This is a genomic window from Corallococcus sp. M7, from assembly GCF_054512695.1.
On sequence record NZ_CM137252.1, the window covers coordinates 564,968 to 581,180 of the forward strand.

Below are 16,213 nucleotides of genomic sequence, written 5' to 3' on the forward strand. Positions count from 1 at the left end.
TCTTGCGAGAACGGGCGCTTTTCGGTGGACGTGTTTAGATTCGATCCGCCCCTCCCCTGCATGCGAGGCCTCTGCTCCATGAAGAACGCGGTCCTGACATCTCCAGAGGGTGAGCCAACCGCGAGCGGTGGGCCCGCTCCCGTGAACTCCGCCAAGCAGCGCGTCCTCGTCGTCGACGACTTCGACGACGCCCGCGAGATGTACGCCGAATACCTGGAGTTCTGCGGGTTTGAGGTGGACACCGCGAAGAACGGCCTGGAGGCCGTGGAGAAGGCCCAGGAGGGGGAGCCGGACATCATCCTCATGGACCTGTCCCTCCCCGTCATGGATGGCTGGGAGGCGACGCGGCGCATCAAGCAGGACACCCGCACCCGCGACATCCCCGTGATGGCCCTCACCGGCCACGTGCTCGCCGGCAACGCCGAGCACGCCCTGTCCGTGGGGGCGGACGAGTTCGTCGCCAAGCCCTGCCTGCCCCAGGACCTGGAGAACAAGATCCGCAACATGCTCAAACCCAGCAAGGCGAAGCCCCGCTCGGGTCAGGAGTAACCCGGGGCTGCCGCCTCGCAGTGTCCATGGGTGGACACTCGGGTGCGGCACCCTGCGCCGGGACGGGCTCCCGCGGGCCCCCCGGTTGACCCCTGGACGCGGGAAACGTAGGCAATCCTGGTGGGCTCTCCCGCCTCGTCCTCTCCACCCGACGCGTGGACTCCTCCCGAGGAGTTCGACGAATACCGCATCGTGCGGCCGCTCGGACGGGGACGCACGGGCCGGGTGTACCTGGCGCACGACACGCTCCTGGAGCGCCCCGTCGCGGTGAAGTTCATCCCGTCGCTGGGCTCCAACGCGCTGGCGCGCTTCCTGGTGGAGGCCCGCGCCGCCGCCCGCATCCAGCATCCCAACGTCGTCACCCTGTACCGGGTGGGGCAGCTGGAGGATCAGCCGTACCTCATCTCGGAGTTCATCCGGGGCGTCAGCCTGGACCGGCTGGCCCGGCCCGTGCCCTGGGAGCGTGCGCTGGGCATCGGGCGGGACCTGGCCCGGGGGCTGGGCGCCGCGCACCGCCGGGGCGTGCTCCACCGCGACATCAAGCCCGGCAACGCCGTCCTCACGGAGAGCGGCGAGGTGAAGCTGCTCGACTTCGGCCTGGCCAAGCTGCTCGACCGCGCCGAGGCCGGTGAGTCCACCCCGCCGCGCGCGCCCCTGCCGCCGCCGGAGCTGCCCGCGGACTGGGACCCCGAGTCCAGCCCCGCGCTGGGGGCCCGCTCGCTGGACGGCGTCTTCCTGCCGTCCCTGCCGCGCGGCGCGCTGGTGGGCACGCCCTACTACATGTCCCCGGAGGCCTGGGCCGGCGAGGAGCTCACCGCTCGCAGCGACGTGTACTCGCTGGGCGTCGTGCTCTACGAGCTGTGCGCGGGCAAGGGCCCCTTCCGCGACGTGCCCTGGCGCGAGCTGTCCGAGGCCGTGCGCACCCGCGACGTGCGCCCCCTCCTGGAGGTGGCCCCGTCGGTGGATCCGGGCTTCGCCGCCGCCATCGACAAGTGCCTCAAGCGCGACCCGGCCCAGCGCCACGCGTCCGCCGCGCAGCTGCTCGACGCGCTGGAGGCGCTGACGCGCGAGGAGCTTCCGGCCGTCATTCCGGAGGGCAATCCCTACCGCGGCCTCCGCGCCTTCGAGGCCGAGCACCGCGGTCTCTTCTTCGGCCGCCGCCGCGAGCAGCGCGCCGTGCTGGAGCGGCTGAAGGCAGAGGCCTTCCTGCTGATGACGGGCGACTCCGGCGTGGGCAAGTCGTCCCTGTGCCTCGCGGGCATCCTCCCCGCCGTGGCGGACGGCGCGCTGGAGGACGGCCGGCGCTGGCGCACCACGCGGCTCGTGCCAGGGCGCAGGCCCGTGTCCGCGCTGGCCGTGGCGCTCGCGCCGGTGCTGGAGGTGGAGGAGGAGCCGCTCGCGGAGACGCTGCGCCAGGACCCCACGTCGCTCGGCCGCAGGCTGCGCGCGAAGCTGGGCACGCAGGGCGGGCTGCTCGTCTACATGGACCAGCTGGAGGAGCTGGTGACGCTGTCTCCGCCCGAGGAGGCCGCGCTCGCGGGCGCCGCGCTGGGGTCGCTCACGGAGGCGGCCGGAGGGCTGCGGCTGCTCGCCACCGGCCGCAGCGATTTCCTCACCCGCCTCACCGCCGTGCCCGGCCTGGGCCCGGAGGTGCCGCACGCGCTGTACCTCCTGCGCGCGCTCACCCCGGAGGAGACGCGCGAGGCCATCGTCGGCCCCGCGCGCGTGAAGGGCGTGCGCTTCGAATCCGAGGCCGTGGTGGACGCGCTCGTCGCCTCCACGGCGGCCTCCGACGGCGGCCTGCCGCTGCTCCAGTTCGCGCTGGCGGAGCTGTGGGACGCGCGCGACGAGTCCCGCGGCGTGATGACCCAGGCGGCGCTGGACTCGCTGGGCGGTGTGTCCGGCGCGCTCGCCCGGCACGCCGACGCCGCGGTGGCCCGCCTGTTGCCCGACCAGCGCTCGGCGGCGCGCGGGGTGATGCTGCGGCTGGTGACGGCGGACGGCACCCGCGCTCGCAAGACGGACCGCGAGCTCGTGGGCGACGACCCTCGCTACCGTGCCGCGCTGGAGGCCCTGGTGCGCGCGCGCCTGCTCGTGGCGCGCGAAGGCGAGGGCGGCACCGCGTACGAACTGGCCCATGAAGCGCTCCTCACCGGCTGGGCCACGCTGGCGCGCTGGCTGGTGGAGGCGGGCGAGCGCCGCGAGGTGCAGGCCCGCCTGGAGGCCGCCGCCGCGCAGTGGGAGCGCCTGGGCCACGCGCGTGAGTCGCTCTGGGGCCCTCGCCAACTGGCGGAGACGGAGCTCCTGGAGCCGTCCGAGCTCACCCAGCGCGAGCAGTCCTTCCTCAGCACCTCGCGCCGCACCGGCGTGCGCAGCCGCCGCCTCAAGGTGGGCCTGACGCTGGGCTTCTTCGTGTCGCTGGGGCTCGTGTACGCGGGCCTCCAGTGGCGCGAGCGCCGCATCCTCGATACGCGCGTGCGCGGTGAGCTGGCCTCGGCTGGTTCCGAGCTGGAGGCCGTGCGCCGCGAACGCGACGCGCTCCAGGCCGAGCGCGCGGAGGCCTTCCAGCTCTACGACACCGGCCACAAGGCGGACGGCGACCGGAGCTGGGCGAAGGTGGCGGGCCACGGCGCCCAGCTGTCGCACCACTTCGACGCCGTGGCGGACCGGCTGGAGCGCGCGCTGGCGCTGGCCCCCACGCGCACCGACGTGCGCGACGCGCTGGCGGACTTCCTCTACGAGCGCGCCCTGTGGGCCGAAAGCGAGCGCGAGCCCGTGCTGCCCGCGCTGCTCCAGCGCCTGCGCCTCTACGACCCTGACGGCGTGCGCTGGAGCCGCTGGAACACGCCCGCGCACCTGTCCCTCCAGGTGGACGCGCCCGGGGCCTCCGCGGAGCTGCGCCCCGTGTCGCGCGAGGCCACGGGGCCGGAGGTCGTGGGCGAGCCCCTGCCTTCCCCGGGCGCGCTCCCGTGGACCGGCCTCACCGTGCCTCCGGGCACCTACCAGCTCACCGTGCGCGCCCCGGGCCACGAGACCTCGGTGCAGCCGCTGCTGCTGACGCGCGGAGAGTCCCGGAGCGTCGTCCTGCCGCTCGTCCGCGAGGGCTCGCTCCCGCCGGGGTTCGTGTACGTGCCCCCGGGCGACGTGCGCTTCGGCAGCGCCGCCGAGTCCAGCGTGCGCGACTTCTTCAACGCCACCCCGCTGCACACCGTGCCCGTGCAGGGCTTCCTCATCGCCCGCCACGAGACGACGTACGCGGACTGGCTCCAGTACCTGTCGGCCCTGTCCCCGGAAGAGCGCGCCGCGCGCCAGCCCCGCGTGGGCACGGGCGGCTACGCCGGAGGCCTGGCGCTGGAGCCGGACGGCAATGGCTGGCGCCTGCGCTTCCAACCCGGCGGCGTGCGCTACACGGCGCGGACGGGCGAGCCCGTGCGGTACGCCCGGCGCTCGCAGCGCACGGAGCAGGACTGGCGCCAGTTCCCCGTGAGCGGCATCAACTTCGCGGACGCGGAGGCCTACGTGACGTGGCTGTCCACGTCCGGCCGGGTGCCGGGGGCGCGGCTGTGCTCGGAGCTGGAGTGGGAGCGCGCCGCGCGCGGCGTGGACGGCCGCGAGTACCCCCACGGCAACCGCCTGGGCCCGGACGAGGCCAACGTGGATGTCACCTACGGCAAGGACCCGGGCGGCTTCGGCCCGGACGTCGTGGGCAGCCACCCCGCGTCCCGCAGCCCCTTCGGCGCGGACGACATGGCCGGCAACGTCTGGGAATGGACCCGCTCGTGGCTGGAGCCCGGCCGCCCCGTGGCCCGGGGGGGCAGCTTCACCTTCAACGTGACGAGCGCGCGGTCCTCCAACCGGGAGCTGCCGGAGGCCTCACTGCGCGACGTCACCGTGGGCCTGCGCGTCTGCGCGGACGCGCCCGTGTCCGGCGGCTGAGCACCACCGGACACTGAAACCCCCGGGAACCGCTGGACTCACCCTGGGGTCTCCACCAACTGGAAGCCACTGGACGCTGCAAGTGCCCGGACGGGCTGCGCGCGGTTGCCGCTCCCAACCCCCGGACTGACCTTGTGCCCTGTAACGCGGTGCGGGTCGGGGTCGGGGCAGGGAAGGGGCATCCAGATGAGGACGTTGCAGCGAGTGGTCGCGGCGTGTCTCGCCGTCGTGGCGGTGGGCTGTGGCACGGAATCGTCGGAGCCCGAGGCTCCCTCCCTGCGCACGCAGGTGGCGGAGATGGTCTCCCCCAATGGGCGCAACCTCAATGGACGCAACCTCAACGGCCGCAACCTGAATAACGGCGAGCTGGGCGGCATGCTGGTGTCCGTGGCGTACGCGGGCGCCACCTCGGCCTCCGGCAAGGCGCTCACCAACGTGCGGCTCCAGGGCTCCGCCTTCGTCGGCCTGGACGGCCCCAACCCCGTGACGGGCACGGGCTTCACCGGCGCCGTCTTCGTCGGCAAGCTGGGTGACGGTTCCACCCTGCCTGTGCGCGTGGACAGCATCACCCAGGGCAGCGGCGGCGACAGCGACCTGTGGTCCTACCAGGTCTCCTACCAGGGCTCGGACGGCAGCTGGCGAGCCGTGTGCCAGGACGCGAACGGCGGGGCGCTCTCCGCCATCGCCGTGGCCAACCGCTGGAACTACCTCCAGGGCGTGGCGGGCGGCGGCGAGAAGATTGAAGACAGCACCGCCTTCACCTTCGCCTGCGAGGGCGCCGCCATCGCGAAGTGCATGCACTTTGGTTACAAGCCCTGGGCCACCGTCAACGGCCAGAGCCTCGCGGGCCACCACCAGGCCTGCACCCGCATGGTGCGCGCGGACTTCTGCGGCGACGGCGCGTCGCACACCACCGACGGCCAGTGGGTCAACCTCTACGACGGTATGGGCATCCAGGCCGACACCGAGTCCTGGAGCGTGGAGGCCGAGTGGAACGAGGCCGGCGCGCGCTGCTTCACCTCCGAGACCCGCGCCCACGAGCCGGTGACGTGCGCGGGCCTCAACCCGATTCCCGACTGCGGCAGCACCAGCCACTTCCAGTCCGGCACCCGCCTCATCAGCGAGTCGCCCTACGGGCTCAGCGGCCTGTAACCTGTCAGGCTACAGCAATCCCAGACCTGTAGCGGATTAGGTTACAAAATCTGGAAGTCGATAATTGTCAGTGTTTCATGTTATGAGAACGCTCCATTCGCCTCCGTGTCGCAAGGACCGGAGGGGCATGGGGCGTTTTCCGCGTTCACGGAGGGGGACGGGACCGGTGTGTCCGGGGTTCCGCGCACGGTGAGGGGAGGGTGCCCCATCGCGAGCCTGTCGTCGCGGTATCCCCGTCGTGAGTGGAGCACACCCCATGAAGCCTGAGCTGTCCCTGCTGTGGAAGCATTCCCGGAAGCGCCTGCCGTTCGCGCTCCTGGCCTCGTCGCTGGCGGTGGGCTGTGGCCAGCCCGCTCCGGAGACGTCCGAAACCCCCGCGCCTTCCGCGCCCCAGGCGGACTCCTCCGCCCAGGCCGTGGACCCGTCCGGCAACCTGGAGGTGGCGCTCGGGACGACCCTGCAGGCGCTGGAGGGGGACGCGGCGCGTCCGGTGGTGGAGTCCCTCTTCGCCATTCCCCAGGGCACGGCCAGCAAGAGCACCGCCACGGTGTTCCAGCTGACGCTGAAGGCGAACCGCGTGGAGAACGAGGCGTTCCGCGGCGGAACGCTGTCCATGGCGGACGGCGAGCAGCAGCTGACGTTCCGCGACGACGGCCAGGGCGGCGACGCGGTGGCGGGGGACCTGCTCTTCACGGCCTCCGGCACGTTCGACTTCGTGGCGCTCCAGGCCCAGCAGCAGCGCATTGCGCAGGCGCAGTCCCAGTCGCAGACGCAGCTGACCACGGCCGTGTTCGAGAACCGCCAGCTGGTGCGCACCGTGCCGGTGACGGCGCTGAGCACGCAGTTCCCGGTGGGCCAGCCCGTGCCCATCCAGCCCATTGGCCTGGCGTCGCTGGTGGATCCGGCGCGCTCGCTCATCATCCGCGCGCCCGCGGTCGTGAACGACGTGACGCGCACGTATGACCCGTGCACCGGCGCGGGCAACCCGACCGGCAAGTGGACGTTCAACTACCTGATGACGGAGATGGCCAACCAGCCCTTCACGGGCGTGGCCCCCTCCACCTTCGTGCGCGAGTGGCTGCGGCAGTGGGAGCAGCCGCGCACCATCAACGGCTTCGTGAACCCGCCGCGCTCGTCCATCGCGGGGAACCTCATCGGTCCCTGGCCGAAGCTGGCCTCCGGTGAGCTGAACCTGGCGAAGTCGCCGTTCAAGCTCATCGCCATCGTGAACCGGCTGGACCTGGCCGGCAGCAACCCGGCCTACGGCGCTGGCAGCGCGGGCGAGGGGCGCTTCATCTTCGCGGCCACCACGGGCTCGGGGTCGAGCTGCTACACGGTGCCCTTCCTGGTCATCCTGGAGTACGGGGTGGACAAGAGCGGCTGCGCGGCCATCAAGACCTACGCGCAGCAGTGGCAGGCCCTGTCCGGGCTGCCGCTGGGCAGCGCGTCGTACAACGCGGCGCTGGAGGCGCTGACGGAGCAGTTCGCCAAGCGCGACCTGTCCCCGCGCAAGCCCAACCGCAGCTCCATCAACCAGGTGCGCACCAACGACGACTGGCTGGCCAGCCCCTGGGAGCTGCGTGAGTTCCGCCTGTGGAACGGCTCCATCAACCCGAACTCGTACTCCACCACGCCGCCGCCGGTGCTGGGGCTGCTCAACAGCCACACCGTGGCGCAGACGCCGGACCGCACGCGGCAGACCACGCTGTTCCCGGCCTACGTGAACGCCAACACCGGGCCCATCATCGCGGGCACGTACTCCGTCCCGCTGCCGTGGGCCGGCGGCACCTTCCGCTCGGGCCGCGCCGTCGTGACGAACCCCGTGGCCACCCCACCGTTCTGGAGCCTGCCTGCGTCCTCCATCCCCAACCGTCAGGCGCGGCACGTCTTCTCGCTCAACACCTGCGACGGCTGCCACGGTGACGAGCTGGGCACGAACTTCACCCACGTGAGCTGGACCGGCGCGCTGTCGCCGTTCCTCAGCGGCGCGCTCACCGTGCCGGACCGCGCGGACGGCATGCCCGTGCGCACCTTCAACGAGGTGCTGGCGCGCCAGACGTTCCTGGACCAGATGGCCAACCAGAGCTGCCTCACCACGGCGTTCGTGACCGCTCCTCCGAGCGTCCACTGAGCGTCGCCTGAAGTTGAAGCAAGCGCGGCCTCCGTTCCCCTCGCGTGGGACGGAGGCCGTCGTCCTTCCAGCCGCCGTCCGCATGCCTCCCCGCCTGTCAGGGGGACGGGCCGGGCGTGTTCTCCAGGTTCACGCCCGGTGGTGGCACGACTTCCCCGGCCGGGGGGGCGGCACCACGTTTACCCGGCCCCGGGGACCGCCCCGGGTGGAACTCCAGGGCCAATGGCCCCTGGGGGCCGGGGAGGCAGGCCGTGGGACGCACCGAAGAGACAACGGGCCTTCGAGCCCGGCGCACGTTTTCACGGTGGGGGGCCGTGCTGGCCGTTGGCTGGCTGGCTGGCGCCTGCGGACAGCGCTCCGAGGAGCCCGCGCCCACCGCGCCGACGGTGGTGTCGCTGGGGCCGGAGAACGTGGTGCGCGTGGAGCCCATGAAGCTGGAGAACGGTCCTGTCATCTCCGGGACGCTCCAGGCCCGGCGGCTGGCGAGCGTCCGCGCGGAGGTGGGCGGCAGCATCCTGGACGTGAAGGCGGACCAGGGGCAGATGGTGAAGGAGGGGCAGCTCCTGGCGCGCGTGGAGGAACACACGCTGCGCGAGCAGGTGCTGGCGGCCAGCTCCAACCTGCGCGTGGCGCGCAACGCCTTGCAGGTGGCGAAGGCGGATGAGCAGCGCAATCAGACCCTCGTCAAACAAGGCGTCATCACCCGCCGCGACTTCGAGCGCACGCAGCTCGCGCGGACTCAGGCGGAGGGACAGTTGGCGCAGGCGCAGGCCCAGCTGAAGCTGGCGCAGGACCAGTTGTCGCGCACGAAGGTCTCCGCCCCCTTCACGGGCGTGGTGAGCGAGCGGCAGGTGAACGCGGGCGACATCGTCCAGCCGGGCGCGCCCCTCTTCGTCGTGGTGGACCCCGCGACGCTGCGGCTGGAGGCCTCCGTGCCCGCGGCGCAGTTGGGCCAGGTGAAGGTGGGCACGCCCGTGGACTTCCGGGTGAATGGCTACGAGGACCGCGCCTTCAAGGGCGAAGTGGAGCGCATCAACCCGGCGGTGGACCCGGCCACGGGGCAGGTGCGCATCTACGTGGGCATCCCCAACAGCGAGCAGACGCTCCTGTCCGGCCTGTTCGCGCTGGGGCGCGTGGCGTCCCAGGCGAAGGAGGCGCTGGCCATCCCGGTGGACGCGCTGGACACGCGCCAGGAGCCGCCCACCGTGCAGCGCATCTCCAACGGCAAGGTGGAGCAGGTGGCGGTGACGACGGGCCTGCGGGACGACGTGGCGCAGACCGTGGAGGTGCGCTCGGGGTTGAAGGCCGGGGACGTGGTGCTGCTCGGCTCCGCGCGCGATTTGACCAACGGCACGCCGGTGAAGCTCACCGCCGCGCCGGAGGGGCCGAAGAAGCAGCAGCCGAGGCCAGCGTCTCCACCCGAAGCCCAGCAGGGCGTGGGCGGCGCGGGCAACGCATCCGGCGGCAGTGCCCCCGCACAGGCTCCGGCGGCGACCGGGACTCCCACGCCTCCGGCCCAGGCACCCGCGAAGTAGCGCCGGGCGTCTCCACTTCTTGAAGCAGCACCGCAGGAGTCGTCCGTGTTCATCTCCGACTTCGCCATCAAGCGCCCCATCATCACCATCACGGCGATGGTGGCGCTCGTCGTGTTCGGCATCGTCGCGCTCATCAACCTGGAGACGGACGAGTTCCCGGACGTTCAGCAGCCGGTCATCAACGTCACCATCGCATACCCAGGCGCATCACCAGACACGGTGGAGCGTGAGATTGTCGAGCCCATCGAGGACGCCATCTTCGCCATCTCCGGCGTGGACGGGAAGAAGACCACGTCCAGCTCCACGGATAGCCTGGCGAACTTCACGGTCTTCTTCGACTTCGAGAAGGACGTGCAGGAGGCGTCCCAGGACATCCGCGACGCCATCTCCAGCAAGCGCGCGGACCTGCCGCAGGAGATGGAGGAGCCCATCCTCACGCGCTTCGACCCGGCGGACCAACCCATCGTGTCGCTGGTGTTGACGTCGAACGCGCTGGACGTGCCCGCGCTGTCGCTCATCGCGGACCCCATGGTGGTGGGCGATCTGCGCTCGGTGCCGGGCGTGGCGCAGGCCACGGTGGTGGGCGGCGTGGACCGGGAGATGACGGTGCAGGTGCGGCCCGCGGCGCTCCAGGCGGCGGGCCTGTCGGTGGCGCAGGTGGTGGCGGCGCTCCAGGCGCAGAACCTGGCGGCGCCGGTGGGCCGGCTCAACACCGAACTGCAGGAGCGCACCATCCGGCTCAAGGGCCGCCTGGAGACGCCGGAGGACTTCGCGCAGGTCCCCATCGCGGAGCGCAACGGGCGCACGCTGCGGCTGGGCGAGGTGGCGGACGTGTTCGCCGGCACCGAGGAGCCGCGCACCCTGTCGCTCTACAACGGCGCGCAGGCGGTGGGCATCGAGGTCATCAAGGCCAAGGGCTACAGCACCACGGAGGTCGCGGACGGCGTGCGCGAGCGGGTGAAGACGCTCCAGCAGCGGCTGCCCGCCAACGCGAAGCTGGAAATCGTCCGCGACGCGGGCACGCGCGTGGAGAACTCCGTCATCAACGTGCAGCAGGCGCTGATTGAGGGCGCGCTGCTCACGGTGCTGGTGGTGTTCCTGTTCCTCAACTCCTGGCGCTCCACGGTGATTACGGGCCTGGCGCTGCCGGTGTCCGTGCTGGCGTCGTTCGTGAGCGTGTGGGCCTTCGGCTTCACGCTCAACACGATGTCGCTGTTGGGCCTGACGCTGGCCATCGGCATCCTCATCGACGACGCCATCGTGGTGCGTGAGAACATCGTGCGGCACGTGGAGATGGGGAAGGACCACTACACGGCGTCACGCGAGGGCACCAATGAGATTGGCCTCGCGGTGGCGGCGACGACGTTCTCCATCGTGGCGGTGTTCGTCCCGGTGGCGTTCATGTACGGCGTGGCGGGGCAGTGGTTCAAACCGTTCGCGCTCACCATCGCGTGCTCGGTGCTGGTGTCGCTGTTCGTGAGCTTCTCGCTGGACCCCATGCTGAGCGCGTACTGGCCCGACCCGCAGGTGGAGAAGGGCGAGCGGCGCAACTTCATCTCGCGCGGGCTGGAGCGCTTCAACCACTGGTTCGACCGGCAGGCGGACCGCTACAAGGGCGTCATCGCGTGGGCGCTGGACCACCGGCTCGCGATGGTGCTGCTGGCGGTGGGCTCGCTGGTGGGCGCGGTGGCGCTTCAGGGCGTCTTTGGCGGCGCGGGCTTCGTGCCGGTGAGCGACCGCGCGGAGATCGAGATGCTGGTGGAGACGCCCGCCGGCTCCAGCCTGGACTACACGCGGCGCAAGGTGGAGGAGGTGTCCCGCCTCACGCGCCAGCACCCGGAGGTCGCGTACACGTACACGACCATCGGCGTGCCGCTGCCGCTGCGCTCGCCAGGCGTGGATCAGGCGCTGGTCTACGTGCGGCTCAAGCCGAAGACGGAGCGCAAGGCGAGCCAGGAGGTGCTGGGCAAGACGCTGCGTCAGGAGTTGCTCGCGGTGGGCGGCGCGAACGTGTCGGTGTTCACCAGCGGCTTTGGCGGGGCCATCAAGTCCATCCAGTTGGAGCTGCGCGGGCCGGAGTCCAAGGGTCTCAACCAGTTCGCGCAGCAGGTGATGAAGGAGGTGAAGCAGGTGCCGGGCGCGGTGGACGTGGGGCTGTCCACGCGCGGTGAGAAGCCGGAGCTGGAGGTGGAGCTGAACCGCGGGGTCGCGGGCCAGCTCAACGTGACGGTGGGGCAGGTGGCGCAGTCCCTGCGGCCGGCCTTCGCGGACCTGGACTCCGGTGACTGGGTGGACCCGATTGGGGAGACTCGCGACGTGATGGTGCGCCTGGCGCCCCAGTTCCGGGAGAACCCGTCGCAGCTGTCACAGCTGCCGCTGGTGGTGGGCACGAGCCCCACGGGCACTCCGGTGACGGTGCCGTTGGGGCAGGTGGCGACCGTGAATCAGACGGTGGGCCCGGCGCAGATCGACCACCTGAACCGCGAGAAGGTCATCAACGTGCAGGCGAACGTGGCGGGGCGGTCGCTGTCGGAGGTGATGAACGACGTCCAGACGCGGCTCAAGTCGGTGCAGGTGCCTCCGGGCTACGAGGTGTCCACGGGCGGCGAGTCCGCGGATCAGCAGGAGGTGTTCGGCCGGGTGTTCCTGGCGCTGGGCGTGGCGGTGATGTTGATGTACCTCATCCTCGTCATCCAGTTCGGCTCGTTCATCGACCCCCTGGCCATCCTGGTGTCGCTGCCACTGTCGTTGATTGGCGTGGTGCTGGCGCTGGTGATTACAGGGGACACGCTGAACATCATGAGCCTCATCGGCGTCATCCTGCTGATGGGCATCGTCGCGAAGAACGCCATCCTTCTCATCGACTTCGCCAAGTGGCAGCACGAGAAGGGCATGCCCTTGCGCGAGGCGTTGATTGAAGCGGGGCGCATCCGCTTGCGGCCCATCATCATGACGACCTTCGCGCTCATCGCGGGCATGGTGCCGGTGGCGCTGGGACACGGCGAGGGTGGTGACTTCCGGGCGCCGCTGGGCCGCGCGGTGATTGGCGGTGTCATCACGTCCACGCTGCTCACGCTGCTGGTGATTCCGACGGTGTACGAAATCCTCACGGACGGTCGCGCGTGGATGACGGGGAAGCTGCGCCGGGTGTTCAAGGCGCGCGGCCAGGCACACGGTCCGGCGCACGGCGGCGGCGAGCCCCGGCCCCAGCCGCAGGCCCGGCAGGACTGACGCGGAGAAGATGATCGCGTCACCCTCAAGGAACGGTTGGCGCATCGGGCGGGGGGCCATAGGGTCGGGAGTGTGGAGCTCCTGTCCCCGCTGCCCGATTCGCACCGCTCGCTCATCACCGAAGCCCTGGACGCACTGGGTGTCACCCGCTGGGTCCTGAGCATCCATGACCCCAGCTTCCCCGGCTTCCCCGGAGAGGACCTGGGGCGCGGCTCGCCGTACTCCGAGGGCGCCGCGCGCTTCCTCGCCTTCGCTCGGGACCTGGGCTTCACCGGCATCCAACTGGGGCCGCAGGGGCAGACCACCTCTTACAACCCGTCGCCGTATGACGGCACGTTGTTCTCACGCAACACGCTGAACGTGGCGCTCGCGCCGCTCACGGATCCGCACGGGCCGTGGGGCGCGTTGCTGTCCCCGGACACCCTGGCGCGGCTCGTCTCCGAGGTGCCCGAGGGCGGTGGGCCGGAGGTCCGGTACTCCTCCGCGTGCCGGGGCCAGGCGCGCGCGCTTCAGGAGGCATGGGACACCTTCCGGCGCGAGCGGGACCGCGTGGACGCTCCCGCGTCCATCCTCGCGCTCATCCGCCGCTTCGCGGACTTCCGCCTGGAGCAGCGCGAGTGGCTGGAGCGGGATGCGCTCTTCGACGTGCTCGCCGCCCGGCATCACACGCCGGATGACTGGCGCGGTTGGGCGGACTCGCTGGAGGGGCGCCTGTTCGCACCGCGTGCCGGTGAGGTGGTGCAGGCGGAGGCGCGCATCCGGGAGTTGCTCATCTCCGAAGCCGATGCCGTGGAGCAGTACGCCTTCCGCCAGTTCCTCGTGCACGAGCAGCACGGGCTCCTGCGGGAGCTCGCGGGGGCTTGGGGGCTCAAGCTGTACGGGGATCTCCAGATTGGTTTTTCGCCCCGGGACACGTGGGCGCGGCAGGGGCTGTTCCTCGGCGCGTACCTCATGGGGGCTCCGCCCAGCCGCACCAACCCGGAGGGTCAGCCGTGGAACTACCCGGTACTGGATCCGGAGCAGTACGTCGCTCCGGACGGTTCGGGCCCCGGGCCGGTGCTGCGCTACATGGACGCGCGGCTGGGCAAGATGCTCTCCGAGTACGACGGGCTGCGCATCGACCATCCGCACGGGCTCGTGTGTCCGTGGGTGTACCGCGCGGGCTCGGCGGATCCGCTGCGCGCGGTGCAGGGTGGGGCGCGCCTGTTCTCCTCGCCGGACCTGCCGGATCACCCGGAGCTGGCGCGCTACTCCATCGTGGCTCCGGAGCAGCTGAACCGCTCGGTGCCTCGCTACGCGGATGGATGGGTGACGGGGCTCACGGAGGAGCAGGTGGCCCGGTACGCCATCCTCTTCGACTCCGTGGTGCGCACGGCGCGGGCGCACGGCCGGGCCCGCGAGGACGTGCTGTGCGAGGTGCTGAGCACGCTCCCGTACGAGCTGTCGCGGGTGGTGGCCCGTGATGGTCTGGGCCGCTTCCGCGTCACGCAGAAGGCGGACCTGAACAACCCGGCGGACGTGTACCGCAGCGAGAACGTGGCCCCCGAGGACTGGGTGATGGTGGGCAACCACGACACGAAGTCGCTCTGGCGGCTGGTCTCCGAGTGGCAGTGGAAGCACGCGCTGCGCGCCCAGGCGGACTACCTCGCGGAGCGGCTGCACCCCGAAGCGGAGGGGCGCGAGGCCTTCGCACGTGAGCTGGCGGAGGATCCGGGGCTGCTCGCGCAGGCGAAGTTCGCGGACCTGTTCGCCAGCCGTGCGCGCAGCGTGATGGTGTTCTTCGCGGACCTGCTGGGCATGCCGGACACGTACAACGCGCCGGGCTCCGTGGACGCGCGCAACTGGTCCCTGCGAATCCCGACGGACTGGGCCGAGCACTACCAACAGCGGTTGCGCGTGGGCGCCGCGCTCAACCTTCCACAGGTGCTCGCCATGGCGCTGCGCGCGGGCGGAGCCGAAGCCCGAGCACGGCACGCGGAGCTGCTGACCCGGCTGGACGAAGCCGCGGCCCGGCTGCGAAGCGGCGCGCGGTGAGTTGCACCTTCCACGCCAGTACCTGAGGTGCTGCACAGCTGCGCGTCGAACATCGACGCGTGGCCAGGCGTTTCCGGGACCTTCTCGCGCCCAAGCTCCGTCTCCCAGCAATGAGAAGGTGAGAACCCTGCTGGGGCGCCCCGCCGGAGGCGCACCGCGGAAACCTGTCCGACAGTCGGACAAGATTTGGACAACCGTGGCCGGGGCGACCGCTTCATTCGCGCTGCGAGAAACCTGTCCGACAGTTGGACCCGCTTGGAGAACTGGGTCCGGGGCTCCCGCTCCACCCGAGTCGAAACCTGTCCGACAGTCGGACAGGTTTTGGAGAACTGGGCCGGCTCTCCGTCGAGAGCGCGTGGCACGGTCCTGTTCGACAGTCGGACAGGTCTTGGGAGCACTGGAACTGGCGGTCCATCGCTCTACCCGGCCGCGGAAACCTGTCCGACAGTCGGACAGGTTTTGGACGCCCGTGGCCAGGGGCTCAGGTGATGCGCCGCATGTCGAAGCGTGACTGGAGCGTCCACTGCCCAGCGGTGTCCTGTACCTCCCCGAGCCAGGTGAAGCGGTCCGGTCCGATGTCGGAGAAGCTCCAGCGGATGGGCTTCCCGTGATGCTCACCCAGGAGCACGAGCCGGTCTCCATCCCGTCCCCCGGACAGCCGGTTGATGGCTCCGCCCGTGGGGCTGACCCAGGTGATCTGCCACTTTTCTCCGGCCCGGTCGAAGGTGCGCACCGTGGTGCCGTAGCGTCTGTTCGCCCCGGGACCTGACTGCGCGGGGGCGCGCCTGGACGGCACGATGAACACGTCCTGCAAAGCTCGTCCCTCCAGCACCCAGTGGAACCACCACTCACCCTGGCTCTCGCGGACGCTCCCGTCCGCGTCATGGTCCTGGATGGTCCCGGTCCAGCCTCCCACCAGCCAGCCGAAGGTGGCCGCCGCGTCGCCCAGCTCGATCGAAGGGCCCGGGCTCACCAGGGCCTCCACGAACGCCTGCGCCGGGGACACAGGGGCGGCGGGCCCTTCCGCGAGCCTGCGCCAGATGCCGGCGTATTCGATGGGCAGCCCATCCGTGTCCACGTCCAGCATCGCGTGGAAGCCGCTCTCCAGGCTCTCGTAGCGGTAGCGCGTGGGCCCTGCTCGCGTGTAGCCCTGCCTCGCGGGCACGACCTCCAACGAAGGAAATCTCACCCACGCCGCGCGGATCTCCGCGCTGGCGCCTTCTCCCAACCGCAGCCGGTTGATGGGCAGCGCGTTGGTGGAGGGGCTCAGGCCCAGGTCCACGTCCGTGCAGCCCTTCAGCTCCTCCGCGGCGCGGCCGTCCCTTCGCCAGTGGCCCTCCCCGTCGTGCTCCAGCGTGAGCGTCTGGTGCTCGCCACGCCACGATTGAGTCACGCTCACCCGGCGCGTGCGCCACGCGCTGTCACAGACGACCGAGTACTCCGCCCTCAGCGGCGCGCCCTGTTCCGCGACCAGAATCAGTCCGGAGAGCTCCGTGCCCTCCTGCCCGCGCCGCACGCGTGCATGCTCGAACCCCAGTTCATCCATCACGCGCCGCCAGATGAGCTCGCGCGTGACTGCCGTTGCCTCCATCGCCATGATTCGGTCACCCCGTTTGGATGTGCGGGGAGAGGATGGAAGGACGGA

8 protein-coding genes are annotated in these 16,213 nt (G+C 71.1%); 7 read left to right on the forward strand and 1 reads right to left on the reverse strand.

What is annotated here, in order from left to right; all coding sequences use genetic code 11:
- The first annotated feature begins 78 nt into the window (after positions 1–78).
- From ACX114_RS02395 to ACX114_RS02425, 7 genes are all read left to right on the forward strand, one after another.
- A complete protein-coding gene (locus ACX114_RS02395; RefSeq protein WP_014393311.1) occupies positions 79–549 on the forward strand; it encodes a response regulator in 471 nt (156 codons plus the stop codon).
- A 120-nt stretch (positions 550–669) separates the two neighbouring features.
- On the forward strand, positions 670–4,485 hold the full coding sequence (locus tag ACX114_RS02400) for an nSTAND1 domain-containing NTPase (RefSeq protein ID WP_459294293.1): 3,816 nt from the start codon (positions 670–672) through the stop codon (positions 4,483–4,485).
- 186 nt (positions 4,486–4,671) lie between these two features.
- Complete coding sequence (locus ACX114_RS02405) at positions 4,672–5,637, forward strand: ADYC domain-containing protein (protein ID WP_459294295.1); 966 nt, start codon at positions 4,672–4,674, stop codon at positions 5,635–5,637.
- Between the two features lie 256 nt (positions 5,638–5,893).
- A complete protein-coding gene (locus tag ACX114_RS02410; protein ID WP_459294297.1) occupies positions 5,894–7,768 on the forward strand; it encodes a hypothetical protein in 1,875 nt (624 codons plus the stop codon).
- 314 nt (positions 7,769–8,082) lie between these two features.
- Complete coding sequence (locus ACX114_RS02415) at positions 8,083–9,303, forward strand: efflux RND transporter periplasmic adaptor subunit (RefSeq protein ID WP_459294299.1); 1,221 nt, start codon at positions 8,083–8,085, stop codon at positions 9,301–9,303.
- A gap of 45 nt (positions 9,304–9,348) precedes the next feature.
- The gene (locus tag ACX114_RS02420) at positions 9,349–12,534 is read left to right on the forward strand and encodes an efflux RND transporter permease subunit (RefSeq protein WP_459294301.1); all 3,186 of its coding nucleotides are present in this window, start codon (positions 9,349–9,351) and stop codon (positions 12,532–12,534) included.
- Positions 12,535–12,606: 72 nt separating this feature from the next.
- On the forward strand, positions 12,607–14,568 hold the full coding sequence (locus ACX114_RS02425) for a 4-alpha-glucanotransferase (RefSeq protein WP_459294303.1): 1,962 nt from the start codon (positions 12,607–12,609) through the stop codon (positions 14,566–14,568).
- Between the two features lie 481 nt (positions 14,569–15,049).
- On the opposite strand, the gene ACX114_RS02430 is transcribed toward ACX114_RS02425, so the two are convergent.
- Complete coding sequence (locus ACX114_RS02430; protein ID WP_459294305.1) at positions 15,050–16,165, reverse strand: putative glycolipid-binding domain-containing protein; 1,116 nt, start codon at positions 16,163–16,165, stop codon at positions 15,050–15,052.
- Between the last annotated feature and the right edge of the window lie 48 nt (positions 16,166–16,213).